Source organism: Chloroflexota bacterium, assembly GCA_026713825.1.
In the GTDB taxonomy this organism is placed as follows: domain Bacteria; phylum Chloroflexota; class Dehalococcoidia; order Lucifugimonadales; family UBA1127; genus UBA1127.
The window spans coordinates 1-17,219 of record JAPONS010000027.1; the positions used below are offsets into that span (position 1 = coordinate 1).

Below are 17,219 nucleotides of genomic sequence, written 5' to 3' on the forward strand. Positions count from 1 at the left end.
AGGTGCGCCGCCGCATCGACGAGGCCTGGAAGCACGTGCGGCTGGACCAGCTGGCCATCAGTGCGCAATGCGGCTTCGCGTCCGTGGCGGACGGCAATCTCATATCGGAGGAAGACCAGCGCCGCAAGCTGGAGCTCATCGTCGACACCGCCCGCCGCGTCTGGGGCTAGCCGCACTGAGTGAACGCAAAGGCGGCAGCCCGCCTGCTCCGGCGCGCCGGAGCGGACGGGCTGCCGCTTCTCTGTCGCTTCGTGGACCGAGGCGCTGCCTAGACGGCGGCTTCCTCACCAACGAACTCCCGGCGTCCCTGCATGATCCCAATGCCGATGACCAGGATGCACAAGGAACCGAAGACCAGCACGGCGTTGCTGAACACGGCTACACCGTTGAGGTCGATTTCCGGAACGTGTTCTGCAATCATCAGCACGACGAAGCTGAGGGCTCCGGTGAGCGCCAGCCCCAATCCAGCCAGCTTGAAGATGCCCATGCCCTCACACCGTCGCGCCAGGCCGCAGCCGAAGATCGCCGAGCCAATGGACGTCACGTACAGGAAGGCAAAGTGCAGGGCGACCGACGTCGTGAAGATCGTCGTCGCCATCACCTGCTCCTCTGCGGCGCTGCTCCCCACGCCGTGCTCCAGCACATGGGTGAGAACGTGCCGGAGGCTCAACTCGACGATGATGAAGGCGTATCCAAACAGAAAGACCTTCAGCGCAAAGGAGGACACCCGGTCCATGACTGAACCGCCTTCAAACGCCCGCTGCAGCGTGCTCAACCCGAACCAATAGAGCATGGCGGCAATGACAAAGCCCGTTGTCACGATCTGGGCCACTTGAGCATTGTCGCCCATAATGCGGGCCGCTTCCGCAAAGTCTGCGGAGTCCGCGGGATCAATCAGGAATCCGCCGGGCGTCAGCATCGACGAAACCAGGCCCAGGACCACAGCAACCACAAGGGATAGCCCAGCCAGCTTGTTGAACGTCATCCCAGCCTCCTCCGCATAGGTGAGTCTCAGTAACTCCAAGGGAACAGTATCACTACAAACAGGCGTATTCAAGCATGATTCTTGCGGGAATCGTCAACCTATTGCAGATTGCGCCATCCTGTGGACGGAAAGGCATACTCGTAAAGCGCCGGCTTGTTTGTCGCTTGCGGCGCGCGCATGACGCGCCTACACTTGCACCACTTCATCCCCTGAGCGTGCACCGTGACTGACCTCTTTGCCTATGCGATGCAGCAGCGCGGCGACGCCGATGCGCCACTCGCCGCGCGCATGCGGCCCCGCACTTTCGATGAGTTCGTGGGGCAGGAGCACCTCACCGGCCCCAACCGCGTCCTGCGGCGCGCCATCGAGGCCGATCAGGCGCCCTCGATGCTGCTGTGGGGCCCGCCCGGCTCCGGCAAGACGACGCTCGCCAACCTCATCGCTGCCCGCACCCAGGCGCACTTCGAGACGGTCTCCGCGGTCACCGCGGGCGTCGCCGACCTCCGCCGCGCCGTCGAGTCCGCGCGGGAGCGGCTCTCGTTGAACGGGCAGCGCACCATACTCTTCGTCGATGAGATCCACCGCTTCAACAAGGCGCAGCAGGACGTCATCCTGCCGCACGTCGAGGCGGGCACGGTGACGTTCATCGGCGCGACGACGGAGAACCCGTCGTTCGAGGTGATCGCGCCGCTCCTCTCGCGCTCCATGGTCTACACGCTGGGCCAGCTCACGGACGAGCACATCAGCGCCATCATCGACCACGCGCTGGCCGACGCCGAACGCGGCCTGGGCAAGTACACATTTGTCCTCGAGGACGACGCCCGCCAGCTCCTCATCGACGCGGCCAGCGGCGACGCCCGCACGGCGCTCAACTGCCTGGAGCTCGCCGCTCTCGTGACGCAGCCCGACACCCACGGCGTCCGCACCGTCACCCTCTCCACGGTGGAGGACGCGCTGCAGCACCGCGCGCTCCACTACGACAAGACCGGCGACCAGCACTACGACACCATCTCCGCCTTCATCAAGTCGGTGCGCGGCTCGGACCCGGACGCCGCCGTCTACTGGCTCGTGCGGATGCTCGACGCCGGTGAAGACCCGCTGTTCATTGCGCGCCGCATCATCATCCTCGCGGCGGAGGACATCGGCATGGCCGACCCGGGCGCTCTGCCGGTTGCCGTCGCGGCGCAGCAGGCCGTCCACTTCATCGGCCTGCCGGAGGGCGCGATACCGCTGGCGGAGGCCACGGTCTACCTCGCCACCGCGCCCAAGTCGAACTCGGCGTACGCAGCCCTCGGCAAGGCGCGGGAGGATGTCCGCGAGCACGGCGGCCTGCCGATTCCTCTCCACCTGCGCAACGCCGTCACCGGTCTGATGCGCCGCCAGGGCTACGGCGAGGGCTACAAGTACGCCCACGACTACCCGGAGCACTTCGCGAAGATGCAGAACCTCCCGGAACGGCTGAAGGGCCACCGCTACTACCAGCCGTCAGACCAGGGGTACGAACGTGATGTTGCGGAGAGGGTCGCCAAGTGGTGGGGTGAGGCGAAGGGCAAGGGTCAACGGGGCAGTGGGGCCGAATAGGGGGCTTTCCGGGGGAGCGCGGGCCGGGGCTTCTACTCGACGTGCAGCAGCTTGTACCGCATCACGCCCTTGGGCGCGGTGACCTCGATCTCATCGCCGATGCGCTTGCCCAGCACAGCCTCGCCCACCGGCGAGCTTGTCGAGATCTTGCGGGCCATCAGGTCGGCCTCTCGCGGGTCCACGATGGTCCACTCAAGCTCCGTGCCGGAGTCGACGTCCTGCAGCTTGAAGGTGCTGCCGTGACGGACCTCCTGCCCGTTGCCCTCGCTCTTGTCAAGAATACGGGCCTTGGAGAGGGTGTCCTCCGTGACGCGCAACCGGGCGGTAAGCTGCCCCTGGTACTCGCGAGCGGCCTCCAGCGGCGCGTTCTCCCGCACGTCCTTGTCGGCGGCGGCGCGCTGGATCTCCTTGGCGTTGCTGGCCAGCTCGTCCTTGAGATGGTCCACCAGCCGGAGGAGCTCGGCGTGGCCCTCGGCCGTGAGCCGCACGATCTCGGGCTCCAGCATGCCGGGACGCGCCGTCTTTGTGCGCGACTGCTTCGACGGCCTGCGCAGCTTGACGTGCTGCGACAGGTTGGATTCGACGATGCCCGACTTCCGTGCGTGCTGCAGGAAGTCGCGGACGGCCTTGATGCGCTCGCTGCCGCCCAGCGTTTCGGCTGAAGCTTCAAGTGAGAAGACTTCCAGGTCTGCGGGGGTGATGGAGGTCACGCTTCGGTCGTCGCCGAACCACCGGAGGAATCGCGTCAAAGCCTGCCTGAGCTCGGAACCGTTCTTTCGTCCGCCGAGGTACTCGTCGACGGCGGCGCTCAGTGTCACGATCGTTCCAAGTTCCGGCACGGCGTACCCTCCCTTACGTTGCGTCTGCGGTCATTCTACGTGCCGCCTGAAACCAGTGTCAAACAAGGATCGGTTGACACGTAGATAGGCCAACCATAGAATGAGGCGCTTGAAATCAGGGCCTTTCGCCCATTTTGCGACGGCCACACGGCCGCGGCCGTGTGGCCGCGCCAACAACACCAGGGAGGTTGACCGATGGCGACCAAGGCATATGTACTGATTGAGACCGCGGTTGGCAAGACGCGCGACGTAATGAGCTCGCTCTCGGGTGTGGCGGGCGTGGCGGCGGTCGACGCCGTCACGGGCCCCTACGACATCATCGCCGTGATCTCCGCCAACGACCTCAACTCCGTCGGCGAGATCGTCACGGACAAGGTCCACACCATCGGCGGCGTCAACCGCACGGTGACCTGCCTCTCCGTCAGCGTCGGCTAGCCGAAACGCCGCCTACGCCGGCTGCCGGAGGCGCGCCTGCGGGCCGGCCGGCACCGCCGCGAGCCGCGTCCACGCCGGCGATGTCCTGCGGAGCCTGACGCTGCGCGCGGCCTCCTCCACCAGCCGAACGCCCGTCAGGTAGTCGTCCGCGTGGATGTACTCCGCGCCAATGCCGCCCTCGGGCGTCGCGTTGTGGTAGTTGCCCAGCGGGAAGGCAATTCCCGTCGTCGCGTAGCCGAACGCCGCGAACCCGCTCGCCTCGCACGTGCCGCCGCTCATCAGTTGCCGCTGCACCCTCGTGTCCGGCTCCCGCTCGACAAGGCTGCGTCTCGCGACGTGCAGCGCCTGCTCGGCCTCCGCGCTGAACGTGAACGTGGCGTCGCCGACGCGGATCACCGGCCCCGCGCCCTGCACAGCCCCCGGCAGCTCGCGGCTCGACTCCAGCGATACAATGAGGCAGTCCCTGGGCAGGCTGTGCTCCTGTGCCATCAGCCGCGCCCCGATCAGTCCGACCTCCTCCGCCCGCGTGAACACGCCGTAGACGTCGCCCTCCACCGGCGATGCCATGATGCCGTGCAGCGCCGAGAGGATGGCGCCGCACCCGGCGAGGTCGTCGGCGGCGCGCATGTGCAGCAAGTCGTCCCGCCGCTCGAAGTCCACGAGGTCGAACACGACCGTCGCGGGCAGCGGCACGCTCGCCGCGTCGTCCGTGTGCACCAGCACGCGCCGTTCCTCCGGCGCGCCGGCCGGCCCGCCGAGCCGCCCCTTGCGCCGCGCGCCGGACCGCTCGACGATCTCGATATCCGCAGGCTCCGTCAGGGACACGGGCGGCACGCCGCCGCGCGCCTCCGCGACGAGCGCGCCCTCCCGCACCTCCACCGCCTCGAAGCCGGGGTGGTCCATGTGCGCCATGAAGGCGATGGGCGGCACGCCGGCCACCGTCCCCTGCACCCGCACGATGATATTGCCGTACTGGTCGGTCTTCACATCGAGGCCGAGTCCGGCAACCGCGCGCTTCACGTAGTCCGACACCAGCCCCTCGTGGAACGAAACGGCGGGCAGGCCTCCCAGGTCGGCCAGGATCTGCAGCGCCCGGTCTGCGTCGATGCTCATGCGCTCTCCCCCGCGTTGGTGACGCCGCCCGCTGACCCGAGCGGCGCACGGACAGCATAGCGGAGGGCGGCCTTGGGCAACAGCCGCGCGCCGTTTGACCGACGCCTACGCTGGTGCTAGCCTTCCCCTCGCCAAGCTGAAAACAAGGGGGATGCCATGGCCAACGGAAGCGCACCCACGATTGACCAGATCCTGTCGATCAGACCCGTCGTCGGCGCGGAGACGCCGCAGTGGTCGCCCGACGGCAAGAACCTCGCCTTCGTCGGCACACTTGGCGGGCCGCCCAACCTCTACAAAGTGTCCGCGCAGGGTGGCTTCCCCGTGCGCATGACCGTCAACATCGGCGACGTCAACTTCCTCGCCACCCGCGCGCCCCTGTGGGCGCCCACCGGCGACTACCTCTCCTACGTCTCCCGCAAGAGCGGCACGGACGAGGTCTGGCTCGCGCCCGTCAACGGCGACGAGGAGTTCCGGCTGTCGCGGCTTGGCGCCCTCATCCACTCCGCGATGTGGTCGCCGGACGGCTCGTGCATCGCCGTTTCCTGCAGCCGCGCCGGCTCCTACGACATCTACACCGTCGACGTCCCCACCGGTAAGCACCACAAGCTGACGGGCGGGCCCCTGAACGCCGTAATGCCCGTCTTCACCCCCAACGGCGGGCAGATCGCCTACCTGCGCCTCAACGACACGTGGGAAGACCACGACGTCATGGTGATGGACCTGGACGGCGGCAACGCGCGCATCGTCGTGTCGGACACGGACTTCTTTGACTACACCTACGGCAAGACATTTGGCGCGCCGTCCGTGTCCGCGGACAGCAATGATGTCCTCTTTCGGTCGCAGCGCAGCGGCTACATCAACATCTGGACCGCGCCCATGGACGGCAGCGGCGAGCCGGAGCCCCTGGACCCGGGCGAAATCGAGCAGGACAACGCCGTGTGGTCGCCCGCCGGGCGGCAGGTGGCGTTCACGGCGAACAACAACGGCACGCTGGAGCTCCGCGTCGCCGAGGCGGGCAGCGGCACATCGCGCGCGGTCTTTGCCCCCGGCATCGGCATGTGCACGAACCTGAAGTGGTCGCCGGACGGCAGGGAGATCGCGTTCCGCTACGGCACGCCGACGCGCCCCGCCGACCTGTGGGTGGTCAACGTCGAGGACGGCTCCTCCCGCCAGATCACCCACGCATGTGCAGAGGGCGGGCCGGCGGACAAGCTCATCGAGCCGGAAAAGATCTCCTACGAGAGCACCGGCGGCTTCACCATCCACGCCTATCTATACAGCCCGCCTGACCGCTCGAAGAAGTACCCGGGCCTCGTGTACATCCACGGCGGGCCGACGTTGCAGTTCTTCGACGACCTCCAGCCGAACGTGCAGTACCTGGTGCAGCGCGGCTACGTCGTCCTGCTGCCGAACGTCCGCGGCAGCACGGGCTACGGCAAGGCTTTCGAGGAGGCGAACGACAGGGACTGGGGCCGCGGCGACCTCGACGACGCCATCGCCGGGACCGAGTACATGAAGGGCCTGAGCTACGTCGACCCGGGCGCCATGGGCATCACGGGCCGCAGCTACGGCGGCATCCTGAGCATGTACGCGATCACCAACGCGCCCGACGCCTTCCAGGCCGCCGCGCCGATGTCCGGCTACGGCGACTGGCCCGCCCTGCGCTGGGAGATGGAGCTCCGTCATCAGAAGATGCAGGCCCACGAGTTCGGCCCACTCGAGGAGAACGAGGAACTCTGGATTGAGCTGTCCTCGCAGAACAAGATCGACCGCGTGACCGCGCCCACGATGATCATTTACGGCGAGGGCAAGGACCCGTGGTCGAACTCATCGCGCGCCTTCTGGTATGAGATGAAGCGGCAGTACAAGACGGTGCACCACAACGTCTACCACAACGACGGCTACTACGTGGACGCGCCCGCCAATGTGCGCCAGCTCCTCATTGACGTGGCGGACTTCTTCGACTTGTACCTGAAGGGCTAGACAGAAAGAGATGCCGCAGCATGAAACTGGCCTGCGAGGGTTGCGACTGGACCACGGAACAGGACACAGCGGACGATCTCCTCGCCGCCATGATGGCGCACGGCGAGGACGCGCACTCCGAGATGTTTCAGGGCAAGAGCCCGGAAGAGCTCACGGCGATGAAGGGGATGATGGACGCCCACGTCCGTCAGATGATCATCGACCAGAACTGATTGTGTGCGCCCGTATGGGCTTTGGCGAGGGCGATGGCCCGTGGTCGGACGCGTCGCGCGCCTTCTGGTATGAGGTGAAGCGGCAGTACAAGACGGTGCATCACAACGACGGCTACTACGTGGACGCGCCCGCCAATGTGCGCCAGCCCTGATCGACGTCGCAGATTTTTCGACCTGTACCTGAAGGGCTAGCAGTGGGGGTACTCAGGGGAAAAAGTAGGGCGGTAAAGGAGCGTGCAGCCTTAGTCGCTCCTGCTGTCGTACGGAGTCTCGTCCTCTTTGATATGACGAACGTCGGCGTTTGAAGGCTCTTGATCCGGCAACAGCCCACCCGGAGGCTTATTGGGGTCAAAGAGCTTCGGTGGAATCTCCTTCATAGGAGTTCCGGCCCTTGACGGATTGGCAAAGAGTCTTCTGATGGAGAACACTAAACCCTCCAATTCGAACCCGACCGCACAGGCTAGAGTATATCGTAGACCGTGGTAGCAGACCATCCCTTGGATCGATCCTGGTTATCATCTGCCTTCATGTTGCTGTAAAAGGTATAGATCACTATTGAGGCGACAGTATTGGCAATGACAAATTCAACGGTCTGTGGGTGGGACCCGCCTGGTTCGACGACAACCGCATCTCTATCGTAGCTTTGATCCACCTGTTCAAGGAAGGGCCAGTAGAAGTGATTGAGTTCCTCGTCAACGCGCCCCTTCCTGTAGAGATCCTCCACCGTCTGGTCTGAGTTTGGTGAGAGTTGTTGAAGGATTGTGGTGCCATAGTGCAGTCCTATGGCCACCCTCGATGTGTTTTTCAAATGTGCGGTAACGGCGACATGAACATAGTTATTGCCCACCGTGCGGTGAGAGACATCATGCTCAATAGTTAGGTGGGGCTGAAATGTTCTAAGGAGGTGCAACCGGTAGAATGCGTATCCGCCACCCACAAAGAGAGCAACAAGCGTGCCCGCCCCTTGAACAATGGTGGCTGCCTCCGTCCATTCGACGCTTGCCCTATCCACAACCAACCACAGAATTCCCCACAAAGCAGCTATAAAGAGGAGACCAGCGCCAAGCAGCAGTGCAATTTGCTTCAAGGAACCCCGAAGCGCAGTCAAATCTTGCGTCCTACCGCGTAACCAGATTCAGCAGCCGGCCGGGCACGTAGACGGCCTTCGTGATTTCCTTGCCCTCCAGGTGGCGCTGCACGTTGGCCTGCGCCATCGCGATCTCCTTAGCCTCGTCCTCGCCGAGGTCCGGCGCGACGGGGAGCCGGTCGCGCACCCGGCCGTCCACCTGCACGACGAGCGTCACCGTCTCTTCCGCCGCCAGGTCGTCGTCCCACTCCGGGAACGACTGCAGGTGGACGCTTCGGCGCTCGCCAAGCCGCTCCCACAGCTCCTCGGACAGGTGCGGCGCGATGGGCGCCAGCAGCACGAGGCACGACCGGCGCGCCTCGTTCCACGCCCTGGCGCTTGCGGAGTTGTCCTCCCACACGCGCTGCATGAGGTTGGTCAGCTCCATCATCGCGGCGATGGCCGTGTTGAACTTGAAAGCGTCCAGGTCCTGGTACACCTTGCGCATCGTCTGGTGCAGCTTGCGGCGAAGCTCTCGGCTGCCCTCCGAGTTGTCGGAGCCGTTCAGCCCGGACGGGTCGCGGCTCCAGATGTCCCACACGCGGTTGAACCACCGCGCGATGCCGTTGATGCCGCCGTCGCTCCAGTCGCCGCCGCGGTCCCAGGGCCCCACGAACATGAGGTACGTCCGCACGATGTCCGCGCCGAGGGTGGAGACGTACTCGTCCGGTGCGACGACGTTGCCGCGCGACTTACTCATCTTGGCCCCGTCCGCGATGATGTGCCCCTGGTTGTAGAGACGCAGGAAGGGCTCGTCGAAGTTGAGCAGGCCGACGTCCCGCAGCGCCTTGGTAAAGAACCGCGCGTACATCAGGTGCATCACCGCGTGTTCCGCGCCGCCCGTGTACTGGTCGACGGGCGCCCACGCGCCGGCCTGGCCGGGGTTCCACGGCTCCCCGTCGTTCTTGGCGCTCAGGTAGCGCAGGAAGTACCACGATGAGTCGAAAAAGGTGTCCATCGTGTCCGTCTCGCGCTGCCCGTCGCCGCCGCACTGGGGGCACGCGACGTTGACGAACGCCTCGTTGCGCGCCAGCGGCGACTCGCCCGTCGGCCTGAAGTCCGCGTCCTCCGGCAGCAGCACCGGCAGGTCGTCCTCGGACACGGGCACCGTGCCGCAATTGGGGCAGTGGATGATCGGGATTGGCGTGCCCCAGTAACGCTGCCGCGAGACAAGCCAGTCGCGCAGCCGGTACGTCTGCGTCCGCACGCCGCCGCCGCGCGCCTCCAGGTACGCCGCGATGGCGTCCGCGCCCCGGTCGTTGGGCATGCCGTTGAAGTCGCCCGAGTTCACCATCGTGCCGGCCTCGGTGTACGCGACGTCCAGCGTCTCCTCGCCCGTGGCGCCCGGCGGCGCGATCACCGTGACGATGGGCAGCCCGAACTTGGTAGCGAAGTCAAAGTCGCGCTGGTCGTGTGCCGGCACGCCCATGACCGCGCCGGTGGCGTACCACGCGACGGCGTAGTCGGCCGTCCAGATGAGCACCTGCTGGCCGTTGGCCGGGTTGATGCAGTAGGAGCCCAGCGGCACGCCCGTCTTGTCCCGCTCCGTCGACATCCGCTCGATGTCCGACTTGGCGCGCGCCTCGGCGACGTAGGCCTCGACGGTTGCGCGCTGCTCGGGCGACGTGAGCGCCTCCACCATCGGGTGCTCCGGCGCCAGCGCCAGGAACGTCACGCCGAAGAGCGTGTCGACGCGGGTGGTGAACACCGGCAGCGACGTCTCCTCCAGCCCCAGGTGCGAGATGTCGAAGACCACCTCCGCGCCCTCGCTGCGCCCGATCCAGTTGCGCTGCATCGTCAGGATGCGCTCCGGCCAGTCCGTGATCCCCGACGAGTCCAGCAGTTGGTCGGCGTAGTCGGTGATCTTCAGGAACCACTGGTCCAGCTCGCGCCGTGTGATGGGCGTGCCGCACCGCTCGCACGCCCCGTCCAGCACCTGCTCGTTGGCCAGCACCGTCTGGCACGATGGGCACCAGACGGCGGGCGCGTGGGCGCGGTAGGCCAGCCCCGCCTTGAAGAACTGCAGGAAGAGCCACTGGTTCCACTTGTAGTACTCGGGCAGGCAGCAGACGATCTCCCGGTCCCAGTCGTACACCGTGCCCATTGAGCGGAGCTGGCCGCGCATCTTCTCGATGTTGGCCATCGTCCACTCGTGCGGGTGCACGCCCTGCCGGATGGCGGCGTTCTCCGCCGGCAGCCCGAAGGCGTCGAAGCCCATGGGGTGCAGCACGTTGTAGCCCTGCATCCGGCGAAACCGTGCGTGCGCGTCGGACGGCGCCATCGCGTACCAGTGTCCGATGTGGACGTCGCCGGAAGGGTACGGGTACATCGTGAGCTCGTACCACTTGGGGCGGGGATCGTCATCCCGCACGGTGTGGAGGCCGTCGTCCGCCCACCGCCGTTGCCACTTCCGGTCGATGGCGCTCGGGTTCCACCTGAGCTCAGACTGCCGAGTCCGCTGCTGTGTCATAGCCTCTGTGTCTCCTTGCTCCCGAGTAAACAAAACGCCCGTCCCCACAAAGGGACGGGCTGCAGAAACACGATGCCCGCGGTACCACCCTGATTGCCCACGCACCCGCTGGGGTGCGCGACCGCTTGCCGGCGATAACGGCGCCACCGTCCGGCCTTGGGAGCCCTCCACCCTCAATTCGGCACACCGGTTCGCCGATAAGTCGTGGGGCCTCGTTGGGGCCGCCGCTCAGGGGCGAGTTCGCGGGGCTGTCGCTGCCGGCCTCGCACCGTCCGCCGGCTCGCTGCTGCGACGCTTGCCGTTACTACTCCCCGTCGTCGCGTTTGACTATTGCATTAGAACGTAGCATCGGCCCGCCGGGAGTGTCAAATTGACCGGGCCCTTTCGGGGCCGCGGCGAGCGAGGCCCATTTCGCAGCGGCATACTGAAATAAGTCCGCATCGAATATTGCAGCCCATCCCCCGTTCTGCTAAAATCGTGGGCAAGAGCACATGCTCGATATACTTGTTAAAGTGGGCTCGCCCCACTTTTTTCTTTGATATGGGCCCGTAGGGGGAGGTCTTGGGAATGAAGAGCGACTTTTTCATCGCTGTGACCCAACTCGCCGCAGAGCGGGGCTTGCCCCGTGACACTGTGCTGGGCGTGGTTGAGGCGGCGTTGGTCTCCGCGTACCGCAAGGAGGGCGTCGGCGCCGGCCACGACCTCTCGGTGCGCCTTGACCCCGGCGATGGCGAGGTCTCCGTCTACATCCTCAAGCGCGTGGTGAAGACCGCCGCGGAGATTGAGGACGACCGCCGCGAGATCACCCTGCGCGAGGCCAGGAAGCTCAAGCCCGACGCCGCCGTAGACGACGTCATAGAGATCATCGCCGACTTCGCGAAGGCCGGGCGCATCGCCGCGCAGACCGCCAAGCAGGCCGTCCTGCAGCGACTGCGGGAGGCCGAGCGTGAGCTCGTCCTCGCCGAGTACACCAGCCGCGTCGGCGAGATCATCGCCGGGCGTATCGAGCGCGTGGAGCCGCACCAGGTCGTCGTGAACCTCGGCCGCGCCGACGCCCTCATGCCCCGTGATGAGGAGGTCCCCAGCGAGCGCTACCGCCCCAACACGACGCTGCAGTTCTACCTCTCGGAGGTCGCCGAGAGCAGCCGCGGGCCGGAGCTTATCCTCTCCCGCGCCCACCGGAATCTGGTGCGCCGCCTCTTCGAGCGCGAGGTGCCCGAGGTCTACAAGGGCGTCGTCGAGATCAAGGCCATCGCCCGCGAGCCCGGCTCCCGCACCAAGGTCGCCGTCGTTGCGAGACAGGAGGGCGTCGATCCCGTTGGCTCCTGCGTCGGCCTGCGCGGCTTCCGCATCCAGAACATCGTCAACGAGCTGCAGGGCGAGAAGATTGACGTCCTGCCGTACAGCGACGACATGCGCGACTTTCTCGCCAACGCGCTCAGCCCCGCCCAGGTGATCAAGGTCGATTTGGAGCATGAGGAGAAGTCCGCGCTCATCATCGTGCCGGACCGGCACCTCTCGCTCGCCATCGGCCGAGAGGGCCAGAACGCGCGCCTCGCCGCCAAGCTCACGGGCTGGCGCATCGACATCCGGAGCGAGTCCGAGTTTGCCCTCGCCGCCGAGGCAGAGGCCGAGGCTGCCGCGGAAGCTGCGGCAGCGGAAGCGGAGGCCATCCTGGAAGACAACCGGGCCGCCGCCGTGGCCATCGTCGAGGCGGAGGTCGCGGTGGCCGGGACCGCGGTGGAAGCCGTTGAGCAAGAGGTCATCGAGGCCGAGGCTGAGCCCGAGGTCGAGGCCCCGGTGGCCGAGGCCGTCGAGGAACCCGTCGCCGAAGCGGAAGCGGTCGTCGAGGCGGCTCCCGAGCCTGAGCCCGTCGTCTTGATCAACGAGGACGCCGAGCTGGAAGAGCTCCTCCGGCTGGAGGCCGAGGAGGCCGCGGAAGAGGAGATGGAAGAGCGCCAGCCGGAGCCCGCTGGCATCTCCGTTGACGACGATTCCATATGGGTGCTGCCGGAGACCATCCGCAGCCCCTCCGTCCTGCGGTTCGCGGAGGACATCATGCCTGCGGAGCGGGGAAGGGCGCGCGCCGAGCGTGATCGCCGGCCGGACCCCAACGCCGCCCCCGCCGGCCCGGACAACAGGCCGCGCGCCAAGAAGGGCAAACGGTCGCGGTAGGCTCACCAATCGCTAGTCGAGGCCGCGTCCATGGAGGCGCGGCCCATCATTCGGACACCAAGGGGGGCGGATCCCGGAAGGGCAGGTGCAGACGATGACGCCGAGACGCATTCCCATCCGGACCTGTTGCGGGTGCGGCAGGAAGAGCGGGAAGCGGGCAATGGTGCGCATCGTCAGGCAACCGGACGGCGGCGTTGCCGTCGACCCCACCGGCCGGGCGTCCGGCAGAGGCGCCTACTTGTGCGAGGACCCGGCATGCTGGGAGTTGGGCCTCGGCCGAAACAGGCTGGAGCGCACGCTCAGAGTCACCATCCCACCGGACCAACGTTCCGCCTTGCTGGCCTACGCAGGGGAACAGGGCCAAGACTGGGTAGGCGAGGAGGACTGATATGGCACGCAGATCATTTAGACCAAACAGACCCACGCGACGGCGCGGCCCCAGAAGGGGACCGGGCCCCGGCGCAATGACCCTTGACGCCCCGGACCTGAACCTGGTCCTGGAGCTGCCCCCCGCCATTATGGTCAGCCAGTTGGCGGAGGTGATGCGCGCCAACCCCATCGACATCATCAAGAACCTCATGCGCACCGGCGTCATGGCCACGGTCAACGAGGTCCTCGACTTCGAGACCGCGGCGACCGTCGCCACTACCATGGGCCACCGCGTGCGCAGGCTGGAGGACGTGTCCTCCACCGAGGTCGAGGACCCGCTCAAGCCCCCGGAGGACGACCCAGATGACCTGGAGCCGCGCGCGCCCGTCGTCACCATCCTCGGCCACGTCGACCACGGCAAGACGACGCTGTTGGACGCCATCCGCAACACCAACGTCGTAGAGCGTGAGGTCGGCGGCATCACGCAGCACATCGGCGCGTACCAGGTAGAGACCCATGACAACAAGCTGACCTTCCTGGACACCCCCGGCCATGAGGCGTTCACCGCCATGCGGGCCCGGGGCGCCCACGCCACTGACGTCGCCATCCTCGTTGTCGCGGCGGACGACGGCGGCATGCCGCAGACGACCGAGGCCGTCGACCACGCCAAGGCCGCCGGCGTCCCCATCGTCGTCGCCATCAACAAGATGGACCGCCCGGACGCCGACCCCGACCGTGTGAAGCGGCAGCTCGCCGTGCAGGGATTGCTCCCCGAGGACTGGGGCGGCGAGACTATCATGGTCCCCGTCTCCGCCAAGTCCGGCGACGGCCTGAATGACCTTCTCGACAACCTGCTGGTCGTCACCGAGGTGCAGGAGCTCAAGGCCAACCCCAACCGCGCCGCCAGCGGCGTGGTCGTCGAGGCCCAGCTCGACAAGAGCAAGGGCCCGTTGGCCACCGTCCTCGTGCAGCAGGGCACCCTGCACGTTGGCGACAACCTTGTCGTCGGCGACACCTTCGGCCGCGTCAAGGCCATGATCGCCGACACCGGCCGCCGCATCCGGGAGGCCGGCCCGTCCACGCCCGTCGAGGTCCTCGGCCTCTCGCAGCTTCCGCTGGCCGGCGACCCCTTCCTCGTCACCGCCGACGAGCGCACCGCGCGCAGCCTGCTGGAGACCCGCAAGCGGCGCAGGGAGGCCCAGTCCGTCAACGGCTTGTCCATGGAGGAGGTCTCCTCCCGCATCCAGAGCGGAGAGGTCAAGGAGCTGCTCATCATCCTCAAGTGCGATGTGCAGGGCAGCATAGAGGCCGTCCGCAGCACCATCATGAAGTCGCGCATGGATGAGGTGACGGTGCGCATCCTCCACGCCGGAGCGGGCACCATCACCGAGAGCGACATCCTCCTCGCCAGCGCCTCCGACGCCATCGTGCTCGGCTTCAACAGCCGCGTCGAGCCGGGCGCCCGGTCCCTTGCCGAGCAGCACCGCGTCCAGATTCGCCTGTACGACATCATCTACCAGCTCGCCGATGACGTTGAGCGGGCGCTGCAGGGCATGCTCACGCCCGTGGACCGGGAGGTCATTGACGGCCATGCGGAGGTGCGCGCCATCTTCAGCCTCGGCCGCCGCAACCGTATCGCCGGCTGCCAGGTGCTCGATGGCCGCTTTACCCGCAACGTGCAGGTCCGCATCCACCGCGACGGCGAGCTGGTCCACACCGGCCCCGTCGCCAGCTTGAAGCGCTTCAAGGACGACGTCCGTGAGGTCACCGCGGGTTTCGAGTGCGGCATCGGCATCGACGGCTTCCTGGAGTTTGAGGAAGGGGACACCCTGGAGGCATTCCACATAGAGCGCGGCTAAAGGGACCCTTAACGAGGCGTCATTATGTGTGACTGGACAACGGCGTCATCTGACTTGCTAATTTTCACGTCAGCCTTAACCGAGGGAAAATCATGACCGATTCAGATGCCTCCAGTCTATCGAAGCGAGGTGCTCATGAAAGGACTGGGCGATCGGGCGAATACTACGTTGTAGCTGAACTGAACCGACGTGGGTGCTACGCGGTTCCCTTCGCTGGCAATATGCCAGAAATCGACATAATGGCAACCAATGCCGGACGCACGCGTACTGTCTACATTCAGGTCAAGACGAAAAGGACAGGCAGGACCAAGCGACACGGAAGGCCAACTGGCAATTGGCATTCAAGGGCCTCAGAGGGTGACAAGGATCCGAGGCCGGAACATTTTTGGGCGTTCGTTTCCATACCAAATGACTACAATGAGCCCCCCAGCTTTTGGGTAGTACGCGATGCTTGGTTACGCCAAGACATCAAGGCGAACCATGCTGCATGGTTGGAGCGCACCGGAGGGCGTAGACCGAGAGGAAACATCTCTGATCACCACGGCATTTCTGAAGACCGTCTCAAAGAGTGGGAAGACAATTGGGACATCCTAGAAATCTTCTAGAGCTGCTCTGGATGTCAAGACGCCAGTCGTGCACCAACTTCGTTCCATTTGCGCCAAAGGGAGCCCCCCGCCATGAGCCGCCGTATGGGCCGCGTCAATGAGCTTATTCGTGAGGAGCTGAGTTCGCTCCTGCTCCTTGAGTTGAAGGACCCGCGCGTCGCCGCGCTGACCACGGTGACCCACGTCGAAACCTCGCCTGACCTTGAGCACGCGCGTGTGTACGTCAGCGTCATGGGCTCGGAGCAGGAGCAGGCGGGCGCAATGAACGGGCTCCGTTCGGCAGAGGGCTTCCTGCGCCGGAGCCTCGCCGGGCGGGTGAAGATGCGCCGGGTGCCCGCGCTGACCTTCGCGCTGGACAGCTCCATGGAGCAGGGCGCGCAGATGCTTGAACTCATAGACCGCGTGGCGGACGGCCACGGCGCGCATCAGGAACGGAGACTATGACCGTCAACGGAGTGCTGAACCTCTACAAGCCCGCCGGTGAGACCTCTATGGACATGGTGCGCATGGTCAAGCGGCTCACCGGTCAGAAGAAAGTCGGCCACGGCGGCACGCTGGACCCCATCGCCAGCGGCGTCCTCCCCATCTGCTTCGGCCAGGCGACCCGCCTCATGGACCCTCTCGTCGATGGCGTGAAGCGCTACCACACCCGCGTTCGCCTCGGCGAGACAACCGACACCTACGACTCCGACGGCACGGTCACCGCCACCGCCGACGCCTCCGCCGTCACCCGCGACGACGTAGAGGCCGCCCTCGATGCGTTCCGCGGCGTGATCCAGCAGGTGCCGCCCATGTACAGCGCCCTCAAGCAGGGCGGCGAGCGCCTCTACGACCTCGCCCGCGCCGGTTTCGACGTGGTGCGCGAGCCCCGTGAGGTCGTCGTTCACAGCCTGACTCTGGAGGCGTACGAGCCGCCGGACGTCGTGCTCGACATCGTCTGCGGCCGCGGCGTCTACGTGCGCTCCATCGGCCACGACCTCGGCGTCGCCCTCGGCTGCGGCGGCCACGTCGTCGAGCTCGAGCGGCGAGGCGCGGGCCCGTTCACGTCGGACGACGCCGTCACGCCAGACCGGTTCAGGGAGGCCGTGGAGGCCGGTGCGTGGATGGACCTCGTCCACCCGCCCGACATCGTCGTGTCCAACCTGCCCGCGGGGACCGTCGCCGGCGCGCTCGAGACCTTCGTGAAGTCGGGCCGCTCCGTCGTGCTCGGCGGCCGCGAGGGCATGGACCCCCCGCAGCACGGCGAGCTCTGGCGCGTCTACGGCCACGACGGCCGCTTCATAGCCCTCGCCCGCTACGACAAACCCACCGGCCAGTGGCGCCCGGAAAAAGTCTTCGACGCCACCCAACAAGCCACCCGCCACCGCGCACCCTCCCGCCCCTAACCCAACGCCCACCCCGTCGTTCCCGCGAAGCTTGCCCCGTACCCCGATACGGGGGCGGGAACCCAGGGCAGGGGCGGACGCG

Annotated in this window: 15 protein-coding genes; 10 read left to right on the forward strand and 5 right to left on the reverse strand. The window is 66.3% G+C overall.

Annotated features, from left to right (window positions below; translation table 11 throughout):
* Positions 1 to 268: 268 nt before the first annotated feature.
* The gene (locus OXC99_03540) at positions 269 to 985 is read right to left on the reverse strand and encodes a hypothetical protein (GenBank protein MCY4624061.1); all 717 of its coding nucleotides are present in this window, start codon (positions 983 to 985) and stop codon (positions 269 to 271) included.
* A 246-nt stretch (positions 986 to 1,231) separates the two neighbouring features.
* Here OXC99_03540 and OXC99_03545 point away from each other — a divergent pair, with 246 nt between their 5' ends.
* Positions 1,232 to 2,566 (forward strand): replication-associated recombination protein A, encoded by a 1,335-nt coding sequence (locus OXC99_03545; GenBank protein MCY4624062.1) that lies wholly within the window; start codon positions 1,232 to 1,234, stop codon positions 2,564 to 2,566.
* A gap of 32 nt (positions 2,567 to 2,598) precedes the next feature.
* Here OXC99_03545 and OXC99_03550 read toward each other — a convergent pair whose 3' ends face one another.
* The gene (locus tag OXC99_03550) at positions 2,599 to 3,405 is read right to left on the reverse strand and encodes a transcription elongation factor GreA (GenBank protein ID MCY4624063.1); all 807 of its coding nucleotides are present in this window, start codon (positions 3,403 to 3,405) and stop codon (positions 2,599 to 2,601) included.
* A 195-nt stretch (positions 3,406 to 3,600) separates the two neighbouring features.
* On the opposite strand from OXC99_03550, the gene OXC99_03555 reads away from it, so the two are divergent.
* Complete coding sequence (locus tag OXC99_03555; protein ID MCY4624064.1) at positions 3,601 to 3,840, forward strand: Lrp/AsnC ligand binding domain-containing protein; 240 nt, start codon at positions 3,601 to 3,603, stop codon at positions 3,838 to 3,840.
* A 12-nt stretch (positions 3,841 to 3,852) separates the two neighbouring features.
* Here OXC99_03555 and OXC99_03560 read toward each other — a convergent pair whose 3' ends face one another.
* Positions 3,853 to 4,953: a hypothetical protein gene (locus OXC99_03560; GenBank protein ID MCY4624065.1), complete on the reverse strand. Its 1,101-nt coding sequence runs from the start codon at positions 4,951 to 4,953 to the stop codon at positions 3,853 to 3,855.
* 156 nt (positions 4,954 to 5,109) lie between these two features.
* On the opposite strand from OXC99_03560, the gene OXC99_03565 reads away from it, so the two are divergent.
* The 3 genes from OXC99_03565 to OXC99_03575 are packed head-to-tail and all read left to right on the forward strand — an operon-like array spanning position 5,110 to position 7,300.
* The gene (locus OXC99_03565) at positions 5,110 to 6,936 is read left to right on the forward strand and encodes a prolyl oligopeptidase family serine peptidase (protein MCY4624066.1); all 1,827 of its coding nucleotides are present in this window, start codon (positions 5,110 to 5,112) and stop codon (positions 6,934 to 6,936) included.
* Between the two features lie 20 nt (positions 6,937 to 6,956).
* Positions 6,957 to 7,148: a hypothetical protein gene (locus OXC99_03570; GenBank protein MCY4624067.1), complete on the forward strand. Its 192-nt coding sequence runs from the start codon at positions 6,957 to 6,959 to the stop codon at positions 7,146 to 7,148.
* A 14-nt stretch (positions 7,149 to 7,162) separates the two neighbouring features.
* The gene (locus OXC99_03575) at positions 7,163 to 7,300 is read left to right on the forward strand and encodes a hypothetical protein (protein MCY4624068.1); all 138 of its coding nucleotides are present in this window, start codon (positions 7,163 to 7,165) and stop codon (positions 7,298 to 7,300) included.
* Positions 7,301 to 7,608: 308 nt separating this feature from the next.
* On the opposite strand, the gene OXC99_03580 is transcribed toward OXC99_03575, so the two are convergent.
* Positions 7,609 to 8,235: a hypothetical protein gene (locus OXC99_03580; GenBank protein ID MCY4624069.1), complete on the reverse strand. Its 627-nt coding sequence runs from the start codon at positions 8,233 to 8,235 to the stop codon at positions 7,609 to 7,611.
* Between the two features lie 31 nt (positions 8,236 to 8,266).
* A complete protein-coding gene (leuS, locus tag OXC99_03585) occupies positions 8,267 to 10,744 on the reverse strand; it encodes a leucine--tRNA ligase (protein MCY4624070.1) in 2,478 nt (825 codons plus the stop codon).
* A gap of 567 nt (positions 10,745 to 11,311) precedes the next feature.
* Between leuS and nusA the strand changes: the two genes are divergently transcribed.
* From nusA to truB, 5 genes are all read left to right on the forward strand, one after another.
* Positions 11,312 to 12,919 (forward strand): transcription termination factor NusA, encoded by a 1,608-nt coding sequence (gene nusA / locus OXC99_03590; GenBank protein ID MCY4624071.1) that lies wholly within the window; start codon positions 11,312 to 11,314, stop codon positions 12,917 to 12,919.
* Between the two features lie 94 nt (positions 12,920 to 13,013).
* Positions 13,014 to 13,307 carry a YlxR family protein gene (locus OXC99_03595; GenBank protein ID MCY4624072.1) on the forward strand — a complete coding sequence of 98 codons (294 nt, stop codon included), beginning with the start codon at positions 13,014 to 13,016 and terminating at the stop codon, positions 13,305 to 13,307.
* Positions 13,308 to 13,383: 76 nt separating this feature from the next.
* Positions 13,384 to 15,147: a translation initiation factor IF-2 gene (infB, locus tag OXC99_03600; GenBank protein ID MCY4624073.1), complete on the forward strand. Its 1,764-nt coding sequence runs from the start codon at positions 13,384 to 13,386 to the stop codon at positions 15,145 to 15,147.
* Positions 15,148 to 15,824: 677 nt separating this feature from the next.
* Positions 15,825 to 16,196 (forward strand): 30S ribosome-binding factor RbfA, encoded by a 372-nt coding sequence (gene rbfA, locus OXC99_03605; GenBank protein MCY4624074.1) that lies wholly within the window; start codon positions 15,825 to 15,827, stop codon positions 16,194 to 16,196.
* On the forward strand, positions 16,193 to 17,137 hold the full coding sequence (gene truB, locus OXC99_03610) for a tRNA pseudouridine(55) synthase TruB (protein MCY4624075.1): 945 nt from the start codon (positions 16,193 to 16,195) through the stop codon (positions 17,135 to 17,137). Before rbfA ends, truB begins: the two co-directional genes overlap by 4 nt.
* Positions 17,138 to 17,219 lie beyond the last annotated feature (82 nt).